The 17193-nt window shown below is 71.3% G+C and carries 11 protein-coding genes; 7 read left to right on the top strand and 4 right to left on the bottom strand.

Annotation, left to right across the window (positions count from 1 at the left end; all coding sequences use genetic code 11):
- Positions 1–21 precede the first annotated feature (21 nt).
- Both AB0D18_RS08380 and AB0D18_RS08375 read right to left on the bottom strand, forming a co-directional pair.
- Positions 22–1662 carry a (2,3-dihydroxybenzoyl)adenylate synthase gene (locus AB0D18_RS08380; RefSeq protein WP_362414284.1) on the bottom strand — a complete coding sequence of 547 codons (1641 nt, stop codon included), beginning with the start codon at positions 1660–1662 and terminating at the stop codon, positions 22–24.
- A gap of 146 nt (positions 1663–1808) precedes the next feature.
- A complete protein-coding gene (locus tag AB0D18_RS08375; RefSeq protein ID WP_362414703.1) occupies positions 1809–2795 on the bottom strand; it encodes an iron-siderophore ABC transporter substrate-binding protein in 987 nt (328 codons plus the stop codon).
- A 167-nt stretch (positions 2796–2962) separates the two neighbouring features.
- Between AB0D18_RS08375 and AB0D18_RS08370 the strand changes: the two genes are divergently transcribed.
- The 3 genes from AB0D18_RS08370 to AB0D18_RS08360 are packed head-to-tail and all read left to right on the top strand — an operon-like array spanning position 2963 to position 6109.
- Positions 2963–4051, top strand: coding sequence for an iron ABC transporter permease (locus AB0D18_RS08370; RefSeq protein ID WP_362414282.1), 1089 nt, complete (start codon positions 2963–2965; stop codon positions 4049–4051).
- Positions 4048–5301 (top strand): iron ABC transporter permease, encoded by a 1254-nt coding sequence (locus tag AB0D18_RS08365; RefSeq protein WP_362414280.1) that lies wholly within the window; start codon positions 4048–4050, stop codon positions 5299–5301. The genes AB0D18_RS08370 and AB0D18_RS08365 overlap by 4 nt, the downstream gene beginning before the upstream one ends.
- A gap of 4 nt (positions 5302–5305) precedes the next feature.
- Positions 5306–6109 carry an ABC transporter ATP-binding protein gene (locus AB0D18_RS08360; protein WP_362414278.1) on the top strand — a complete coding sequence of 268 codons (804 nt, stop codon included), beginning with the start codon at positions 5306–5308 and terminating at the stop codon, positions 6107–6109.
- On the opposite strand, the gene AB0D18_RS08355 is transcribed toward AB0D18_RS08360, so the two are convergent.
- A complete protein-coding gene (locus tag AB0D18_RS08355; protein ID WP_362414276.1) occupies positions 6066–7238 on the bottom strand; it encodes a M20 family metallopeptidase in 1173 nt (390 codons plus the stop codon). The genes AB0D18_RS08360 and AB0D18_RS08355 overlap by 44 nt on opposite strands.
- Before the next feature lie 168 nt (positions 7239–7406).
- Between AB0D18_RS08355 and AB0D18_RS08350 the strand changes: the two genes are divergently transcribed.
- Positions 7407–9560: a tetratricopeptide repeat protein gene (locus tag AB0D18_RS08350; protein WP_362414274.1), complete on the top strand. Its 2154-nt coding sequence runs from the start codon at positions 7407–7409 to the stop codon at positions 9558–9560.
- Here AB0D18_RS08350 and AB0D18_RS08345 read toward each other — a convergent pair.
- On the bottom strand, positions 9547–10941 hold the full coding sequence (locus AB0D18_RS08345) for a hypothetical protein (protein WP_362414272.1): 1395 nt from the start codon (positions 10939–10941) through the stop codon (positions 9547–9549). The two genes, AB0D18_RS08350 and AB0D18_RS08345, sit on opposite strands and share 14 nt — an antisense overlap.
- Before the next feature lie 562 nt (positions 10942–11503).
- Between AB0D18_RS08345 and AB0D18_RS08340 the strand changes: the two genes are divergently transcribed.
- The 3 genes from AB0D18_RS08340 to AB0D18_RS08330 all read left to right on the top strand — a co-directional run bounded on the left by AB0D18_RS08340 (position 11504) and on the right by AB0D18_RS08330 (position 17116).
- Positions 11504–13186, top strand: coding sequence for a cytochrome bc complex cytochrome b subunit (locus AB0D18_RS08340; RefSeq protein WP_362414270.1), 1683 nt, complete (start codon positions 11504–11506; stop codon positions 13184–13186).
- A 148-nt stretch (positions 13187–13334) separates the two neighbouring features.
- Positions 13335–16580 (top strand): M36 family metallopeptidase, encoded by a 3246-nt coding sequence (locus AB0D18_RS08335; RefSeq protein ID WP_362414268.1) that lies wholly within the window; start codon positions 13335–13337, stop codon positions 16578–16580.
- Positions 16577–17116: a hypothetical protein gene (locus tag AB0D18_RS08330; protein WP_362414266.1), complete on the top strand. Its 540-nt coding sequence runs from the start codon at positions 16577–16579 to the stop codon at positions 17114–17116. The genes AB0D18_RS08335 and AB0D18_RS08330 overlap by 4 nt, the downstream gene beginning before the upstream one ends.
- Positions 17117–17193 lie beyond the last annotated feature (77 nt).

Below are 17193 nucleotides of genomic sequence, written 5' to 3'. Positions count from 1 at the left end.
CGCTGCAGTCCTTGAGACGCGTCAGGCCTGGGGTGCGGAGGCGATCGTCCGCTGGTCCTTCTTGCTGATCTTGCCGATGCCGGTCTGCGGGAAGGCCGTCACGAACTCGACGAGGTCGGGGACCTTGTACGCCGCGAGGCCCTTCTCCCGTACGAACTTCTTGACCGCCACGGACTTCAGCGGCTCGGCGTCGCCGCGCAGGATCACGTACGCGAGGGTGCGCTCGCCGAGGTAGTCGTCGGGCACGGCGACCAGGGACACGTCGTGCACGGAGGGGTGGCCGAGGATGATGTTCTCGATCTCCTCCGGGGCGATCTTCTCGCCGCCACGGTTGATCTGGTCCTTCGCCCGGCCCTCCACGACCAGGTGGCCGGTCGGGGTGCGGCGGACGATGTCGCCCGTACGGTAGAAGCCGTCGGCGGTGAAGGAACGGGCGTTGTGCTCGGGTGCCCGCCAGTAGCCGCGGATGGTGTACGGGCCGCGGGTCAGCAGGTGGCCGCTCTCGCCCTCGGGGACGTCCCTGTCGGCGTCGTCGACGATGCGGATCTCGTCGTCGGCGGAGATCGGACGGCCCTGGGTGGTGACGATCGTCTCCGGATCGTCGTCGAGGCGCGTGTAGTTGACGAGCCCCTCGGCCATGCCGAAGACCTGCTGGAGGGTGCAGCCGAGCGCGGGGCCGATCCTGCGGGCCGCCGCCTCGCTGAACTTCGCCCCGCCGACCAGCAGCACTTCCAGGCTGGAGAGGTCGTACGAGGTGGTGGCGCCCGCCTCCGTCCAGACGAGGGCCAGCGGCGGCACGACGCCGGTGATCGTGACCCGCTCGCGCTCGATGAGGGGGAACGCGGTGTCCGGATCGGGCTGCGGGCACATCACGACGCGGCCGCCCGCGTGGAGGATACCGAGCGAACCGGGGGACGACAGCGGGAAGTTGTGCGCCGCAGGGAGGGTGACGAGGTAGACGGAGTCCTTGGTGACGCCGCACAGCTCGTTGGAGCCCCAGAGCGAGTAGATGTAGTCGTCGTGGGTGCGCGGGATCAGCTTGGGGACGCCGGTGCTGCCGCCGGACAGCTGGAGGAAGGCGAGATCAGAGGGGGTGGGCTCCTCGGCCTTCAAGTCCGTGTCGGACAGCGGGACGTCGGTGAGGGCGGTGTGCTCGCCCGGGTCGCCGACGACGAAGACGTGGCGGAGTGTGGGGACTTCGGCGCGGACCTTGGCGGCGAGGTCGCGGTGGTCGAAGCCGGCGTGCCGGTCGGGGACGACGTAGGCGACGGCCTCGGTGAACTCGCAGAAGTAGCGGATCTCCGTCTCGCGGTGTGCCGGGAGGGCAAAGACGGGGAGGGCGCCGATACGGAAGAGCGCGAAGATCACTTCGAAGAACTCGGCGACGTTGGGGAGCTGGACGACGACGCGGTCGCCCTTGGCTATGCCGCGGTCGGCGAAACCGGCGGCCAGGTGCATCGCCCGGGTGTGGAGTTGGGCGTACGACCAGTGGCGGTCGCCGTCGGTGAGGGCGATGCGGTCGGGGTGGGACTCGGCGCGGGTGCGGAGCATTTCGGCGAAGGTCTCGCCTTGCCAGTAGCCGGCGGCGCGGTAGCGGGCGGCGGCTTCTTGGGGCCAGGTGGGGGCGTCCGGGGTGGAGGTGTCCGGGGAGGGGGTCGTCACTTTGGCCTCGGCAGGTGGGTGGGAGTGGTGGTCGGGGGTGGGGCGGTACCGCCGCCCAAGGGGGCTTTCAGGGGCGCGGGGAACTGCGCGACCAGCCACGAACGACCCGCGGATTTCATCCCCGCACCCCCAGCGAAGCAGAGCGCCTAGGCGGTCATGGCCTTCTTGATGTCGTCCAGGACGGACATCGCTGCCTGGGGGCCGCCCAGGCTCGTCCACTTGGAGCCGTCGATCTCGGTGGTGTGGTTCTTCTTGACCGCGTCCAGCTCCTTGTACGCGGCCTTCGCCTTCAGCTGCGTGAAGAGGTCCGCGTCCTTGCCCGCCGACGTGAGCGTGCCGATGAACAGCCAGTCCGCGTCGATCTGCTTCAGGTCCTCGTCGCTGAGCGGCGTCGAGTGGCCCTGGCCCTTCTCGTTCTGGATGCCCGGACGCCCCAGGCCGAGGTCCTTCAGGACGTCGGAGATGAACACGCCCTGCTGCATGACCGCAGTGCCCTTGGCCGAGTAGCGGGCCACCGAGACGGATCCGCCGGCGTTCTTGCCGAGGGCCGTCTTCACCTCGGCGAGCTTGGCGTCGTACCCCTTGAGGAAGGCGGTCGCCTCGTTGGACTTGCCGAGCACCTTGCCGGTCAGTTCGAGGGACTTCTTCCAGTCCTTCTTCTTGTCGATGGTGACGACCGTCGGAGCAATCGCCTGGAGCTGCTTGAGGACCTGCTTGTCGGCGAGCTGACCGGCCAGGATGACGTCCGGCTTGGCCGCGATGACCTTCTCGATGTCGGGTCCTGTGACCGCGCCGACGACCGGAATGCCCTTCGCCTGCTCGGTGAGGTAACCCGGGGCGCCCTTCTGGCCGCGGCCCGCGGACAGGCCGACCGGCTTGACGCCCAGGGCGAGTGCGGAGTCGAGGTCCATCTCGCTGAGCACGACGACATTCTTCGTGTCGGCCTTGAGCTTCACCTCGGCGCCGGCGGCGTCCGTGACGGTGCTGCCGCCCTTGGCGTTCTTCGCCTGGCTGTCGGGGCCCGAGCCGGAGCCGGAGTCGTCCGAACCACAGGCGGAAAGGGTGAGAGCGGAGGCCAGGGTGAGGGCCGCCACCGCGGTCAGCCGGGCGCGCGGGATGAGGTTCGAGGACATGTCCGTGATCTCCATGCTGGTGAAGGCGAAGTTGCTGCCCGGACGGGATCCGGACATACGGGGTGACACACCCCTAGTCGGGGCATTGCGGAATCCACCTGTGGGAACAGGGAGTTCGCAGTGCCCCGGCCAAGGGTTCCACGTCGTGGTTAGGTTAGGCTAACTTCATGTTGGTTGCGCAAGAGGGGCGGGTCCGGGAGGCCGGAACCGAACCCCCGATACCGGGCTCGGCGAGGCTCCATCGCCCCACCCTCTGGGCGGCCGCCGCCCTGGTCCTGCTCCTGGCGGCACTGACCGTGCTGTCCCTGCTGATCGGCTCCGGGTCCAACCCGATGGCCCGCGCCTGGGACTTCCTCACCGGAGACCCCGCCGCCCGCGCCGATGCGCAGATCCGGCTCGCCGTCATGGACGTACGACTGCCGCGCACGCTCGCCGGGCTGCTGGTCGGCATCGCGCTCGGCGCGGCCGGCTGTCTCCTCCAGGCCGTCACCCGCAACCCGCTCGCCGAGACCGGCCTGCTCGGCGTCAACTCCGGTGCGGCGCTGGGCGTCGTGATCGGACTCACGTACTTCGGAGTGACGTCGGCGTACGGAGTCCTGGTGTGGGCACTGGTTGGCGGCATGGCCGCGAGCGCGGTGGTGCTGCTGCTCGCCGCGTCGGGACGGGCCGCCGGTTCGCCGCTGCGGCTGGTGCTCGCCGGGTCCGCGCTCGGCGCGACCTTCCACGGGGCCACCTCGTACGTCCTGCTCGGCACGCAGTCGACGTTCGACACGTACCGCTACTGGACGATCGGGTCCCTCGCGGGCATCGACACCAAGGACACGTACCCGCTGATCCCGCTGATCGTGATCGGCCTGCTGATCGCCTTCGGGTGCGTACGGCCGCTGTCGGCGCTGGCACTCGGCGACGACAGCGCGCGCTCGCTGGGCCACCACCCCGGGCGGATCCGGCTGATCGTGGCGGTGGCGGTGACGCTGCTCGCCGGTTCCGCGGTGGCACTGGCCGGGCCGATCGCCTTCCTCGGACTGCTCGCACCGTACGCGGCACGCATGGTCACCGGGCCGCGGATGGCGGGCCAGTTGGTGCTGTCCGGACTGGTCGGGGCGTGCGTGATGATCGCGGCCGACCTCCTCGCACGGGTCGTCATCCGGCCCTGGGAGACCCCGGTGAGCGTGCTGCTCGCCTTCATCGGCGGCCCGCTGCTGATCTGGATCGCGCGCTCGCAGCGCATGTCGACGGCGGGAGCGAACGGATGAGCCAGGACCTGGCCAAGGGCGCGGACGAGAGCCGGCTGAAGGCCGGCGACGCGGACCCGGTGAAACCCGGCGACGCAGACCCGGTGAAACCCGGCGACGCGGACCCGGTGAAGGCCGGCGACGTGGACCCGGTGAAGCCCGGCGACGCGGACCCGGTGAAGGCCATCGACGCAGACCCGGTGAAGGCCGGCGGGCCCCTCGTCCCGCCCGACTCCCTCCCCGTCCGCGTCGGCACCTTCTCCTGGCTCTTCCCGCACCGCAGCGCCCTCGTCGCGGTCGCTCTCGCCGTGCTGATCGGGGTGATCGTCTCCTTCGCGGCCTTCGCCAGCTCGACCAGCATGAGCTTCTCCGAGAGCCTCGCCGGACTCCTCGGAACCGGTGACTCCGCTACCGTGATGCTCGTTCAGGACTTCCGGCTGCCGCGCATCGCCGTCGGCCTGATGGTCGGCGCCGCCCTCGGTGTCGCCGGCTGCCTCACCCAGACCCTGGCCGGAAACCGGCTCGCCACCCCCGACATCATCGGCGTCAACGACGGTGCCACCGCGGCCGTTGTCGCCTCCGTCGTCGGCTCGTCGACCGGCATGATCGGCGACTGGTGGCTCGGCCCGCTCGGAGCGGCCGCCGCCGCCATGGTCGTCGTCGCCTGTGCGGGCGGCGCGGGCCGCAGCGGATACCGCATCCTCGTCGTCGGCATCGGCGTCTCCACCGTCATCGGCGCCGTCACCGACCTCGTCATGTCCCGCGAGAACGACAACACGGCGGGCGGCGTCTTCCTCTGGACCGTCGGCTCGCTCAACGGCCGTGACTGGGGCGTCGGCACACCCCTCGCCCTCCTCCTGCTGGTCCTCGTGCCGCTCGCGCTCGTCGCGGGCAGCCGCCTGCAGTTCCTGCGCTTCGACGACGACACGGCCGCCACCCTCGGCGTCAACGTCGCCCGGGTACGGGCCGTGACGCTCGCCCTCGCGGTCGCTCTCTCCGGCATCGCCGTCGGCATCGGCGGCCCGATCGCCTTCGTCGCGCTCGCCGCCCCCGTCCTCGCCGCATGCCTCGGCGGCCCCACCCGGGTGCCGATCATCGGGTCCGCGCTCGTCGGCGCGGCCCTCGTCGGCGGCGCGGACGCGCTCGGCCGGGTCATCGCCCCGGTGGAGATCCCCGTCGGAGTCGTCACCAGCGTCCTCGGCGGACCCTTCCTGCTGTGGGTTCTCTTCGGCAAGAAGTCAGCCAGCCCCTCGCAGACCGGAAAGGCCTGACCCCGTGGAACTGACCGTAGAGGCGCTCACCGCCGGCTACCCAGGACACCCCGTCGTCGACGCCGTGGACCTCACCGTTCCCAGCGGACAGGTCGTCGCGATCGTCGGCCCCAACGGCTGCGGCAAGTCGACCCTGCTGCGCGCCGTCGCCCGCCTCCACAAGCCGGAGTCGGGCACCGTACGGGCCGGGGACGCGGACGTCTGGCAGCTCACCCAGCGCAGGGCCGCCCACCGCATCGCCCTGCTCGCCCAGTCCCCGCAGGCCCCCGAGGCGGTCACCGTCGCAGGTCTCGTACGGTACGGACGCCACCCGCACCAGGGCCTGTTCCGCCAGTGGTCCCGCGAGGACGAGGCGGCGGTGCGCGCCGCGCTGGAAGCCACCGGCACCACCGCCCTCGCCGAACGGCGCCTGGACCAGCTCTCCGGCGGGCAGCGGCAGCGCTGCTGGCTGGCGATGGTCCTCGCGCAGGAGACCCCGATCGTGCTCCTCGACGAGCCGACCAGCGCACTCGACCTCGGCCATGCAGTCGAAGTCCTGTCCCTGGTACGGGAGGTCGCGGCGGCCGGCCGCACCGTCGTCATGGTCCTGCACGACCTGGCGAGCGCCGCCCGCTACGCCGACACCGTCGTCGCCATGAACGAGGGCCGTGTCGTCGCCCACGGGCCCGCCCGCGAGGTGGTCACCGCCGCCCTGGTCAAGGAGCTGTACGGCATCGACGCCGACATCCTCCGGGCCCCGGGCGACGGCTCACCCATCGTCGTACCTACGGCCGCTGTGAAGACGGACCGGCTGTCGCCCGTCGGCTGAGCTGTCGGCCGAGCGCGAAGTCCGCCGCCGTCCACGCCAGTCCCACCGCGCCGTCGAGCATCGCCCGCTCGGCGGCCGGGGTGGCGGCGGCCGCCGTGAACTCCGGCTGGTGCGGGCCGCTCGTACCGCTGCCGATGTCGAGCACCGGGTGGATCGACGGCACCACGTGCGACACATTGCCCATGTCGGTCGACGCGAAGGGGCCGCGCACCTGCGGCTCGGGACGCCCCAGCTCGCGCGCGTTCGCCGACCACAGCGCGACCAGCTGCGGATCGGAGCGGAAGTCCAGATAGTCCGGCGAGGGCTGGGCGAGGTCGATCTCGCACCCGGTGGCCAGCGCCCCCGCCCGGAAGCAGTCCTCCACCCGGCCGCGCAGCTCCCGCAGCTCCTCCACCGAAGGGGTGCGCAGCGCGTATGCGGCGCGGGACCGCTCCGGGATCGCATTGAGCGCGGTACCCGCCTCGGTGGCGATGCCGTGCACCTTCCACTCCCCGGGCAACTGCTGCCGCAGCAGCCCCAGCGCCACCTGCGCCACGGTCAGCGCGTCGGCCGCGTTCCGCCCGTCCTGCGGGTTCATCGCCGCGTGCGCCGACTTGCCCGTGTACGTGACGTCGAGCGAGCCCATCGCGAACGACCGGAAGTCCGCCACCTCGAACGGACACGGGTGGATCATCATCGCCGCGTCCACCCCGTCGAACGCCCCCGCGTCGAGCAGCAGCGCCTTCCCGGCCCCGCTCTCCTCGGCCGGAGTGCCCAACACCCGGACGGTCAGCCCGAGTTCATCGGCGTACGGAGCAAGCGCCAGCGCCGCACCCACTCCGGCCGCCGCGATCAGATTGTGCCCGCACGCGTGCCCCATCCCGGGCAGCGAGTCGTACTCGCAGGCCAGCGCGACCGTCACGGGACCCGACCCGACGGTCGCCTCGAAGGCGGTCTCCAGCCCGTACGCGGGAGCCGTCACCGCGTACCCGTGCCCACGCAGCACGTCCGCGCACCACCCGGCGGCCTGCCGTTCCTCGAAAGCGGTCTCGGGGTGGGCGTGGATGCGGCGGCTGAGGGAGAGGAGCTCCTCGCGCACCTCACCGACCCTGGCGCGCACCGCTGCCTTGACGTCGCCGCTCTCCGACACCTGTTGCCCTCCTGACCATGGCTTTTGTGCTGTCCTTGCCACCATACGGGGGTACCGGACGGGCCGATCAACACCGGTTTCCCCGCCCGGTGTTGATCGGCCGCATCTGCCGATACCGTTGATCCACGACTGTTCCACCACGGACCGGGACGACGGGGGAGTTGCCTGATGGATCCCATTTCACTGGCGGGCATTGCGGCGGTGCTGGCGGCGGTGGCCAACGGGACGGCGAGCGAGGCGGGGAAGTGGGTCTGGCAGTCTGCCGGCGGTCTGGCGCGGCGGGCCCTGGGGCGAGAAGTGCCCGCCCCGGCCAACGGCCATCAACTGGCAGAGCTGGCACGGCAGTTACATGAAGCCATGCGACGCGACCCCGCTCTCGCCGGAGACTGGGCCGTCTTCGCGAGCACCGTGGGCAGGGGGCACGGGATCCGCTCCACACCGCAGCTCCCCGCCACCACGCGTGCGTTCACGGACCGCGTGAAGCTCATGAAGCTGCTGGACAAGGAGGCCTCGCGCAGACCCGACGGCCTTCCCCGGACCGTCCTGCTGTACGGGCCCGAGGGCATCGGAACCAGCGAGGTCGCCAAGTGCTGGGGCAACCGCAACGCGGACCGCTACGGGGACGGGCAGGTCTATCTCGACCTGCGGAGCGGCCCGGACGGAGCGATGGGCTCGGGCGCCGCACTGCGTGAGGTGTTCCGCAAACTGGGGTTCCCCGACGAGGAGATACCGGTCTGCGAGGAACGCAGGGCCGAGTACTTCCGCACCTGTGCGGCCGACCGCGAACTGCTCGTCGTACTCGACCACGCGACCTCCGCCGCCCAGGTCCGCCCGCTGGTCACCTCCGCACCCAAGGTGCTGACCGTGATCGTCTCCCGTGACCCGCTCTACGGGCTCGACGCGCTGCGGATTCCCGTCGGGCCGCTTGCTGACAAGGACGCCCACCGCCTCCTCGTGGGCGTGGCGGGGAAGCCCGCCGTCGACGCGGCCCGCGACGCACTGCCCCAGCTGTTCGCCCGCTGCGCCGGTTCGCCGTACGCGCTGCGGGCCGCGGCACCCCGGCTGGCACATGTGCCGCCACCCCGTACGGAAAGGTCACCCGTACCCGCCATGACCCAGAATCCCGAGAGCGACCCCGTCCGTACCGCGATCGAGGACTCCTACCGCTGCCTCGACCCCGTCGCCGCCCGTGTGTACCGACTCACCGCCCTCCGTCCCTGGCCGGACTGCACCGCCCGTATCGCCGCCTTGGCCGCGAACCTCTCCACCGCCGAAGCGGCCCGCGCGCTGGACGCCGCCGCCGCACTCGGACTGCTCGACACCACCCCGTCCGGCCGCTACCGCTACCGGCCCTCCGTACGCGCCCACGCCGAACAGGCGGCCGTCACCGAGGACGGGGTGGCCGTGTGCTCCGCCGCCGTGCACCGGGTCCTGCGCGGACTCCTGCACTTCGCCGAGCCGACCGCCCGCGCCGCCCTCCCCGAGAGCTGGCGCTCACCGCGGCCCACGGACAGCGACGAGCAGCTGACCTACGGGAGCGCGGGCGAGGCCGTCGCCGCGCTGGCCACCGAAGCGGGCAACCTGGCCGAAGCGGTGGCCGCGGCCGAGGAGTTCGGGGCACCGGACACGGTGTGCCGCCTGGTGCGCGCCCTGTGGCCGGTCCAGCTCAAGGCGGGCCACCTCGAAACCCTGCTCCCCGCCCTGCACGCCGGGGCCCGCACCGCCGACACGCACTTCCCCGGCACCCGCAGCGCCGCGATGACGCACACCCATCTCGGCTTCGCCCTCACCGCCCTCGAACGGTACGAGGAGGCCGAGATCGAACTGCGCGCCGCCGCCCGCGACGAAAGCGCGGCCGGGCACGTCCGCGGACACGCGTCGGCGGTCGAAGGGCTGGGGCTACTGCGACTGGCGCAGTGGCGTCTGCCCGAGGCGTACGACCTCTTCGACGAGGTGGACGCCCTCTACGCGGCCATCGGCCCGGACGACGAGGGCGCCGCGGACCTGCCCCGCGCCCGCGCCCTCCTGGAACGCCACCGGGGCCGGGTGCTCACCGGCATGGACCGCCTCGACGAGGGGCGCGAGCGACTCGGCACCGCGCTGCGGTACTTCCGTACGAGCACGGACGCGTACAACACGGCCCGCACGCTCACCGACCTCGCCCGTTCGTACGTCGACGGGACACGGCGCGCGAGCCCGGCGGAGAAGGCCGCCGCGCTGCCGCTGGTCGACGAGGCGCTCACGGTCCTGGAGGGGGAGCAGGCCGACTACCACCTCGCCTATCTGCGGCGCCTGCGCGACCTGTGCGTCAGCCCGGAGTGACCGTCACCGGGTGAACGGCGGACCCGGTCCGCACCGTGAATCCGGACTCCCCGGCCCCGAGCAGGGCGTACCACGCGGAGGCGTACAGGGCCGGGTCCGCGCCGGTCGTCCCGGTCAGGCACCACAGCGAGCCCTCCCGGGTGCGCACGGTGCAGGTGTCGGCCCCCGTGACGTACGCCGCCAGCCCGCACTGCGCAAACCGCTCCAGCACCTCGGCCGTCCACCGCGCCGGGCCCCCGAGTACCGGGTCGTCCGGCGCGCCCTCGCGGTGGATCACATCCGCGAGTGCGAGCCGCCCCGGGTCCCGTACGTCCTCGTGCACCGCCATGTGCACCTCGCCGCCCGGCTCCCAGGGTCGCCCGCGCGGGTCCGCGTAACGGGTGACGGTCACCTCACCGGGCCGCCCGGTCGGCCGGGTGACGACCAGGGTGGGTGCGGTGCGCCGCGCGGGTTCGTACGGAGGCCGCGGTAGCGGTAGGAGGGAGGCAGTGGGTGCGTCCGGCGTTTCGGGGCTGTCCATCAGCCCGTAGAAGAGCCTGCGCAGGAGGGCCGCCGACTGGCCGGGCACGGAAGTGGTGAACTCGGCAGCCGCGGCCAACGGCCGGTGTGCGGCGATGAGTTGGTCCAGTTGGGGTGCGAGCGGACCATATGGATCCAGGCGCGGCGCACCGGCGACGAAGTCGGCCACGGGGGAGTCGGGGTCGAGTCCGGCGAGCGGGGCGGCACCCAGCAGGACAGGTGCCCCGATTGCAGCGGAATAGTAGGAGACCGCCCCGTGGTCACCGATTACCGCATCCGCAGCCAAGATCGCCTGCCGCCAGTGCCGCAAGGGATCCACCAGGGTCAGCCCTGCCCGCCGCGCCCGGTCCAGCCAGGCGCGGACCTGGCCGGGGCCGTGCCCGTACCAGATGTTGGGGTGCAGGACGGCGGCGACCCGGTACTCGTCGGCGGGGAGTTCCGAGGTCAGCCGAGGGAGCAGGGCGGGCAGCAGGTTCTCGTCGCCGCCGTCGCCGAAGAGGGACTCGGGGTTCCAGGTGGAGTTGAGGACGACCAGCCGCTGGCCGGGGCGGACCCCGAGCGCCCGGCGGAAGCGTTCACGGTACGGGCGGGCCGCCAGCATCCGGTCGAAACAGGGGTCACCGGCGAGCACACCGGTATGGGCGGCCTCCGGGCAGACGTCCTTGAGCCGCTCCTGCTGCTCGGGATGCGAGAGGACGAGCGCGTCGGCGATCGGGACGCCGTCGTGGAGCAGCCACTCGGGGGAGAGCCCGAAGGTGGGTGGCGAGGTCTGGGCCCCGGCCGCAAGCCGTCCGGTGTCCGGTGTCCGGTGTCCGGTGTCCGGTGTCCGGTGTGGCCAGCCTTTTAGTGTAGCCAACCCCATGCGAGAGGATGGCCAACTTCCCTGAAATCAACTGGAGTTCACCGCCGAAACTCGCGGATATCGCGAGCGCGACCGGCGTCGCGAGCGCCTGCTTCCACGGCAGTACGGGCACCCCGATCTCCGCGAACAGCTCCGCGACCCCGGCCCGGAAGGCCGACGACCCCGGGCAGGTCACCAGCAGCTGTACCCCCAGATCGTCGTCGAACAGCGGCAGCACATCCAGCAGCCGCGTCGCCGACGTCACGTTGTGCACCACGAGCAGCACCCGCCGGCACTGGCCCCGGGTGGCCCACCGCACCGCGCCGTCCCCGACCGGTACGCGTATCCAGTCCTCGCGCTCCGGATCCGTCACTCGCCGCCCGCCCCCACCCTCGCTCCCGCACTGCCGCACACCCTGTGACCGGCCACGATATCCAGCCGTCGCACCGGCCGGTGCACCGGTGCCGAGCCGCCGTCCGGACTCTTTTCCGCCGTCACCTCACATATCAACTCCCCGCGTCGTCATGTCTGTTGGATCTGTAAGGCGCCGCGCCTACTCTGAAGGTCCGTATGAGGGGGTCGTATGAGCGAGGGCAGCGACAGGGCACTCACCGAAGGCGCCAGTGCACGGAAGGGGCCACCCGGCAAGGGCGAGAAGATCGCCGACTGGGCGGACGGCCGGCTGGGGCTCTATCCGCTGGCCAAGGCCAATATGCGCAAGATCTTCCCGGACCACTGGTCGTTCATGTTCGGCGAGATCTGCCTCTACAGCTTTCTGATCATCATCCTCACGGGCGTCTACCTCACCCTGTTCTTCGAGCCCAGCAGCGCGGAAGTCGTCTACGACGGCGTGTACACACCGCTCCACGGCATCCGGATGACCAGGGCGTTCGAGTCCACCGTCGACATCAGCATGGAGGTGCGCGGCGGTCTGCTGATCCGGCAGATCCACCATTGGGCCGCTCTGGTCTTCGTCGCCGCGATGCTCGTGCACATGATGCGGGTCTTCTTCACCGGGGCCTTCCGCAAGCCGCGCGAGCTCAACTGGATGCTGGGCTGGACCCTGCTGTTCCTCAGTCTGGTCACCGGGCTCACCGGCTACTCGCTCCCCGACGACCTGCTCTCCGGCACCGGGCTCCGCTTCGCGCAGGGCGCGATCCTGTCGGTGCCGGTGGTGGGGACGTACCTCGCCTTCTTCCTCTTCGGCGGCGAGTTCCCCGGCGACGACATCATCGCCAGGCTCTATCCGATCCACATCCTGCTGCTGCCCGGCATCATGCTGGGGCTGGTCGTCGCCCATCTGATCCTGGTCTTCTACCACAAGCACACCCAGTTCGCGGGCCCCGGCAGGACCGAGAAGAACGTCGTCGGCGCCCCCTTCCTGCCCATCTACATCGCCAAGGCCGGCGGCTTCTTCTTCCTGGTCTTCGGCGTCCTCGCGATCATGAGTGCGGTCGCCTCCATCAACCCGGTGTGGGCGATCGGCCCCTACCGGCCCGACCTGGTGGGCACCGGCGCCCAGCCCGACTGGTACCTCGGCTTCTCCGAGGGGCTGATCCGGGTGATGCCCAGCTGGGAGATCAGCGCCTGGGGGCACACGCTCCAGCTCGGCGTCTTCATCCCCTTCACGCTCTTCCCGCTGATCATGCTGGCGATCGGTGTCTATCCGTTCATCGAGGCGTGGGTGACCGGGGACAAGCGCGAGCACCACATCGCCCAGCGCCCGCGCAACGCCCCCACCAGGACCGGGCTCGGCGTCGCCTGGCTGTCGCTGTACGCGGTGCTGCTGGTCGGCGGTGGTAACGACCTGTGGGCCACCCACTTCCATCTCTCCATCAACTCCATCACGTGGTTCGTGCGGATCGGTTCCTTCGTCGTGCCCGTACTGGCCTTCGTCCTCACCCGGCGGATCTGTCAGGGGCTCCAACTCCGTGACAGCGAGAAGGCGTTGCACGGGCGGGAGAGCGGCATCATCAAGCGGCTGCCGCACGGCGAGTTCGTCGAGATCCACACCCCGCTCAGCCAGGCCGAGCTGCACACCCTCACCGCACACGAGCAGCCCATCCCGTTCGAGGCGGGCCCCGCGGTCGACGCGAACGGCGTCCGGCGGCCGGTCAAGCGCTCCGACCGGCTGCGGGCCCGCCTGGCGAAGTCCATGTACGGGCCGGGGACGTACGTACCCAAGCCGACCGCGGAGGAGTACCGGGCGCTGCACAGCGGAGACGGCGGACACAGTGGGCAGAGCGAGGAGTCGCAGCACCACTGACGTCACAGGGGTAGGTGTACGCAACTTTCGGCCAGCCTGCCCCTCCGCTCCTCCATACCCTTTTCCCTCTTGTCATGCTCACGTACGTTGACTCGGATCGAGTCCGTGAGGCCCATGCACCAGGGGGAGAACGATGCCGTCCGCACGCATGCGAAGAACCCGAAGAAGCCGAGGAACCCGAGGGGCCAGAGCGCTCGTCGTCGGAGCGGCGCTGCTCGCGCTGCCCGCCACCGCGCTGGCCGCACCGGCCGCCTCCGCCGCCGGCCAACAGGCCCCGACGGCAGGGGAGTCCGCCGAGCAGAAGTCCGACCAGCCCTACCCGGACATCGAAGGACAGGGCTCGGTGCGCATCCGCCCGTCCGCCGAACAACTCGCCGCTGCCCAGCAGTTGGACTCCGCCGCGGTCCGCTGGGGCCGCACCGGCACCCCGCGTCTCGTCGTCCCCCGGGGCCGCCCCGCCCTCACCGGCGCGAGCAAGGCCGACGCGCGTACCGTCGCCCTCGACTACGTGCGCGAGAACGCCGCGTTGTACGGACTCGACTCCGCCGACCTCGCGGGCCTCGAAGTCGTCAAGTCGTACGGTACGAAGCACAACGGCGTGCGGCACGTCTTCCTCGGCCAGACCGACCGGGGCATCCCGGTCCACGGAGCCCAGCTCTCGGTGGCCGTCGACAAGCAGGGCCGCATCGTCACCGCCACCGGCGCTCTGGTCACCGGCCTGCGTGCGGCCGGTGCCGCAACCCTCGACCGTACAAAGGCACTTGACCTCGCCGCTGCCTCCGTCGGTACCGCGGAACCGGCAGGGGAGACCACCGCCACGCGCGTCGTCCTCCCGCTCGCCGACGGCACCGTACGCCCTGCCTGGCGCACCCAACTCACCGCCAAGAACGGCCATGTGTACGACACGGTGGTCGACGCCGGGTCCGGGAAGATCCTCAGCCGCACCGACCTCAGCCACAATGAGGGCCCCGAGGGCCGCGTCTTCACCGGGCAGAACGCCAACGTCGGCAGTCAGAGCACCGTCCCCTTCAGCGGTCTCGGCCGCTCCTGGGTCGAGGGCCGCGTGCCCACCGGCAACAACGCCGAGACGTCGCAGAACCTCACCGGCCAGGAGTCGCTCGGCTACCAGCCGCAGACCCCGCCCGCGGGCGACCCCGCCTACCAGCACTTCAACTACGCCTTCACCGACGCCTTCCGCACCAGCGGCGGCACCGACCTCACCACCGACCGCGACGCCGTCGTCACCCAGGCCTTCTACTACACCAACAACATGCACGACTTCCTGTACAAGCTCGGCTTCGACGAGGCGTCGGGCAACTTCCAGGAGGACAACCTCGGCAAGGGAGGCAAGGGCAGCGACCGCGTCCAGGTCTACGTGGACTACAACGCCTCCGGCCCCAGCGCCTGCAACGCCAACTTCGGCACCCCCGCCGACGGCCAGAACCCGACCATGCGTCTGTTCGTCGGCCGCACCTCCTGCAGCCCGCTCAACACCCACCGCGGCATGAACGGCGACACCGTCGGCCACGAGTACAGCCACGGCCTCTCGCACCGCCTCGTCGGCGGCGGCAACATGGGCGGCGGCGTCCAGACCGGCGCGCTCGGCGAGGGCTGGGGCGACGCCATCGCCACCTCCATGTGGAGCGACCCGGTCTACGGCGAGTACGCCACCGGCACCGCGACCGGCGTGCGCCGCTACGCGTACGACAAGAGTCCGCTCACCTACGGCGACCTCTGCAAGGACGGCGGCTGCGAGGTCCACAGGGACGGCGAGATCTGGGCCACCGCCATGTGGGAGATGCGCTCGACCCTCGTCGGCGCGCACGGGGCGGCGGGCGGCAAGGCGCAGCACGAGCAACTCATGGTCGACGGAATGAAGTTGACCCCCACCAAGCCGGACTTCCTGGACGCCCGCGACGGCATCCTCGCGGCCGACCGCGCCAACAACAACGGCGCCAACCAGTGCCTGCTGTGGGGTGCCTTCGCCAAGCGCGGCATGGGCGCGAGCGCCTCCTCCTCCGCCCAGGACCAGGCCACCCCCGCCACCGACTTCCCGGCCACCTGCAAGCCGACCGCGAACGCCGGCGGCCCGTACACCACCAAGGAGGGCGCGGACGTCCGGCTGGACAGCTCCGGCAGCACCTCGCCCGGCGGCGGCGCCTCGTACGCCTGGGACTTCGACGGCGACGGCACGTACGACGACGCGACAGGACCCGCCCCGCTGTTCGACCGGGTCGGCCAGGACGGCACCTACACGGTGGGCCTGCGGGTCACCAGCGCCGCGGGAGCGAGCACCGACACGGCGACCGTGACCGTCACCAACGTGGCCCCCGCGATCGCCTTCACCGTCAAGGGCCAGGCCGTCGAGGGCGGAAAGCTCACCGTCAGCGGCACCGTCACCGACCCCGGCTGGCTCGATGCGCTCACCGCGACCGTCGACCTCGGCGACGGCAAGTCCGTACCTCTGGAAGGGAAGGTGGAGAACGGACGGCCCGACGCCACCCTCACCTTCTCCACCGACACCGTCTTCGGCGACAACGGCACCTTCACCGTGAAGGTCTGCGGCAAGGACGACGACACGCAGACCTGCGAGCAGGCCGAGGTCAAGGTCGCCAACGTCGACCCGGCCGTCGCCATCGACAAGTCCAAGGCCGTCGACCTCGCGGGCGGGAAGACGATCGTCGTCCACGCGGGCGACGACGAGTCCAAGCTGTCCGGGCGGGTCACCGACCCCGGCAGCGACGACGAGACCCTCACCTGGAAGTGGGGGGACGGCACCCCCGACACCGTCACCCACTCCCTGGTGAATCCGCCGAATCCGGACCCGGCGAACAGCCCGAGCGTCCAGCCGCGCGACCTCACCGACGCACAGGCCCACGAGTACCGGAAGCCGTGCCTGTACGACGTGAGCCTCGGCGCCCGTGACGACGACGCGGGCACCGGCTCCGACAAGGTCAAGGTGATCGTCCAGGGCAACGCGCCGCTCTCGTTCCTCGCCGACATCTGGTACGTCAAGTACCTGACCGGAGACCTCACCGGCCTCGGCAAGGAACGCCTCGACTGCTACCTGAAGATCGTCCAGCACGCGAGTGCGGTCTTCTCGGAGGCCGTCGACATCTCGACGCAGGCACGGGCCGCGCACACCCTGGCGCCCACCCTCTTCGACGCCAAGAAGGCCGTGGACCGCCAACTCCTCGGCGCCTGGCTGAACTTCGCGAACGGCGCCTTCGAGCCGGACGAGAAGGTCGACACGGACGGCGACCTCTTGGCGGACACCCCGTTCCTGACGGCCCTTCAGAACGCGGAGAAGGTACGGCTGGACCCGGCGTCGGACTGGCAGGCCCTGACGAGGCAGGCGAAGATCCTCACGTGTATCAACGTTCCGCTCGTATGACCCGTCGTACGACCCTGTGTACGACACTGCGCACACGCGGTGCGCTGGTCGCCGTCACCCTGGTTCTCGGGGTGGCGGCGACCGCCTGCGCCGAGAGCGGGCCGGGAACCTCCGGGCCGACCGGGGCACGTACCCCCGCAGCGCCTCCCACGACCCCCGCAGCGCCTCCCACGACCCCCGCAGCGCCTCCCACGACCCCCGCGGGGCCCCGCACCCCCATCCCCACCCCGACCTCCCCCGCCGCCACACCCCCCGTCCGTCTCTCCCTCACCCAGGACGACGCCGGCCGCACCCTCGCCCTCGCCGTCGGCGGCGTCGCCCAGCTGCGGCTCACGGGTTCCGCACGCTGGGCGGACGCCGTCACGGACGGGCCCGAGGTGACCCTGGTCCCGGTCGACTACGAGTCGGACCCCGGCTTCCGCGAGTGGGAGGTGCGGGCGGTACGGGCGGGCACGGTCGCCGTACGCGTGGGGGAGCGGGGCGGCGGACCCGGCGTGCGGATCGGATTCCGGGTCCTGGAGCCGGTGCGGCAGTAGCCCAAATTCTGCTTATGATCCGGGGCCGCGGTCACGGCCGTGGGCGCGGTCGCAGTGACGGCCGCAGTCCCGGCCCC

Source organism: Streptomyces sp. NPDC048442 (assembly GCF_040651475.1).
Classification (GTDB): domain Bacteria; phylum Actinomycetota; class Actinomycetes; order Streptomycetales; family Streptomycetaceae; genus Streptomyces.
This window is presented reverse-complemented; position numbering and strand designations above follow the sequence as displayed.

Bases quoted from the DNA above. Each gene is read 5' to 3' on its own strand.
- AB0D18_RS08375 (WP_362414703.1), bottom strand. From the start codon at position 2,795: ATGTCCTCGAACCTCATCCCGCGCGCCCGGCTGACCGCGGTGGCGGCC.
- AB0D18_RS08350 (WP_362414274.1), top strand. From the start codon at position 7,407: ATGGATCCCATTTCACTGGCGGGCATTGCGGCGGTGCTGGCGGCGGTG.
- AB0D18_RS08330 (WP_362414266.1), top strand. From the start codon at position 16,577: ATGACCCGTCGTACGACCCTGTGTACGACACTGCGCACACGCGGTGCG.
- AB0D18_RS08365 (WP_362414280.1), top strand. From the start codon at position 4,048: ATGAGCCAGGACCTGGCCAAGGGCGCGGACGAGAGCCGGCTGAAGGCC.
- AB0D18_RS08370 (WP_362414282.1), top strand. From the start codon at position 2,963: ATGTTGGTTGCGCAAGAGGGGCGGGTCCGGGAGGCCGGAACCGAACCC.
- AB0D18_RS08345 (WP_362414272.1), bottom strand. From the start codon at position 10,941: ATGGGGTTGGCTACACTAAAAGGCTGGCCACACCGGACACCGGACACC.
- AB0D18_RS08335 (WP_362414268.1), top strand. From the start codon at position 13,335: ATGCGAAGAACCCGAAGAAGCCGAGGAACCCGAGGGGCCAGAGCGCTC.
- AB0D18_RS08340 (WP_362414270.1), top strand. From the start codon at position 11,504: ATGAGCGAGGGCAGCGACAGGGCACTCACCGAAGGCGCCAGTGCACGG.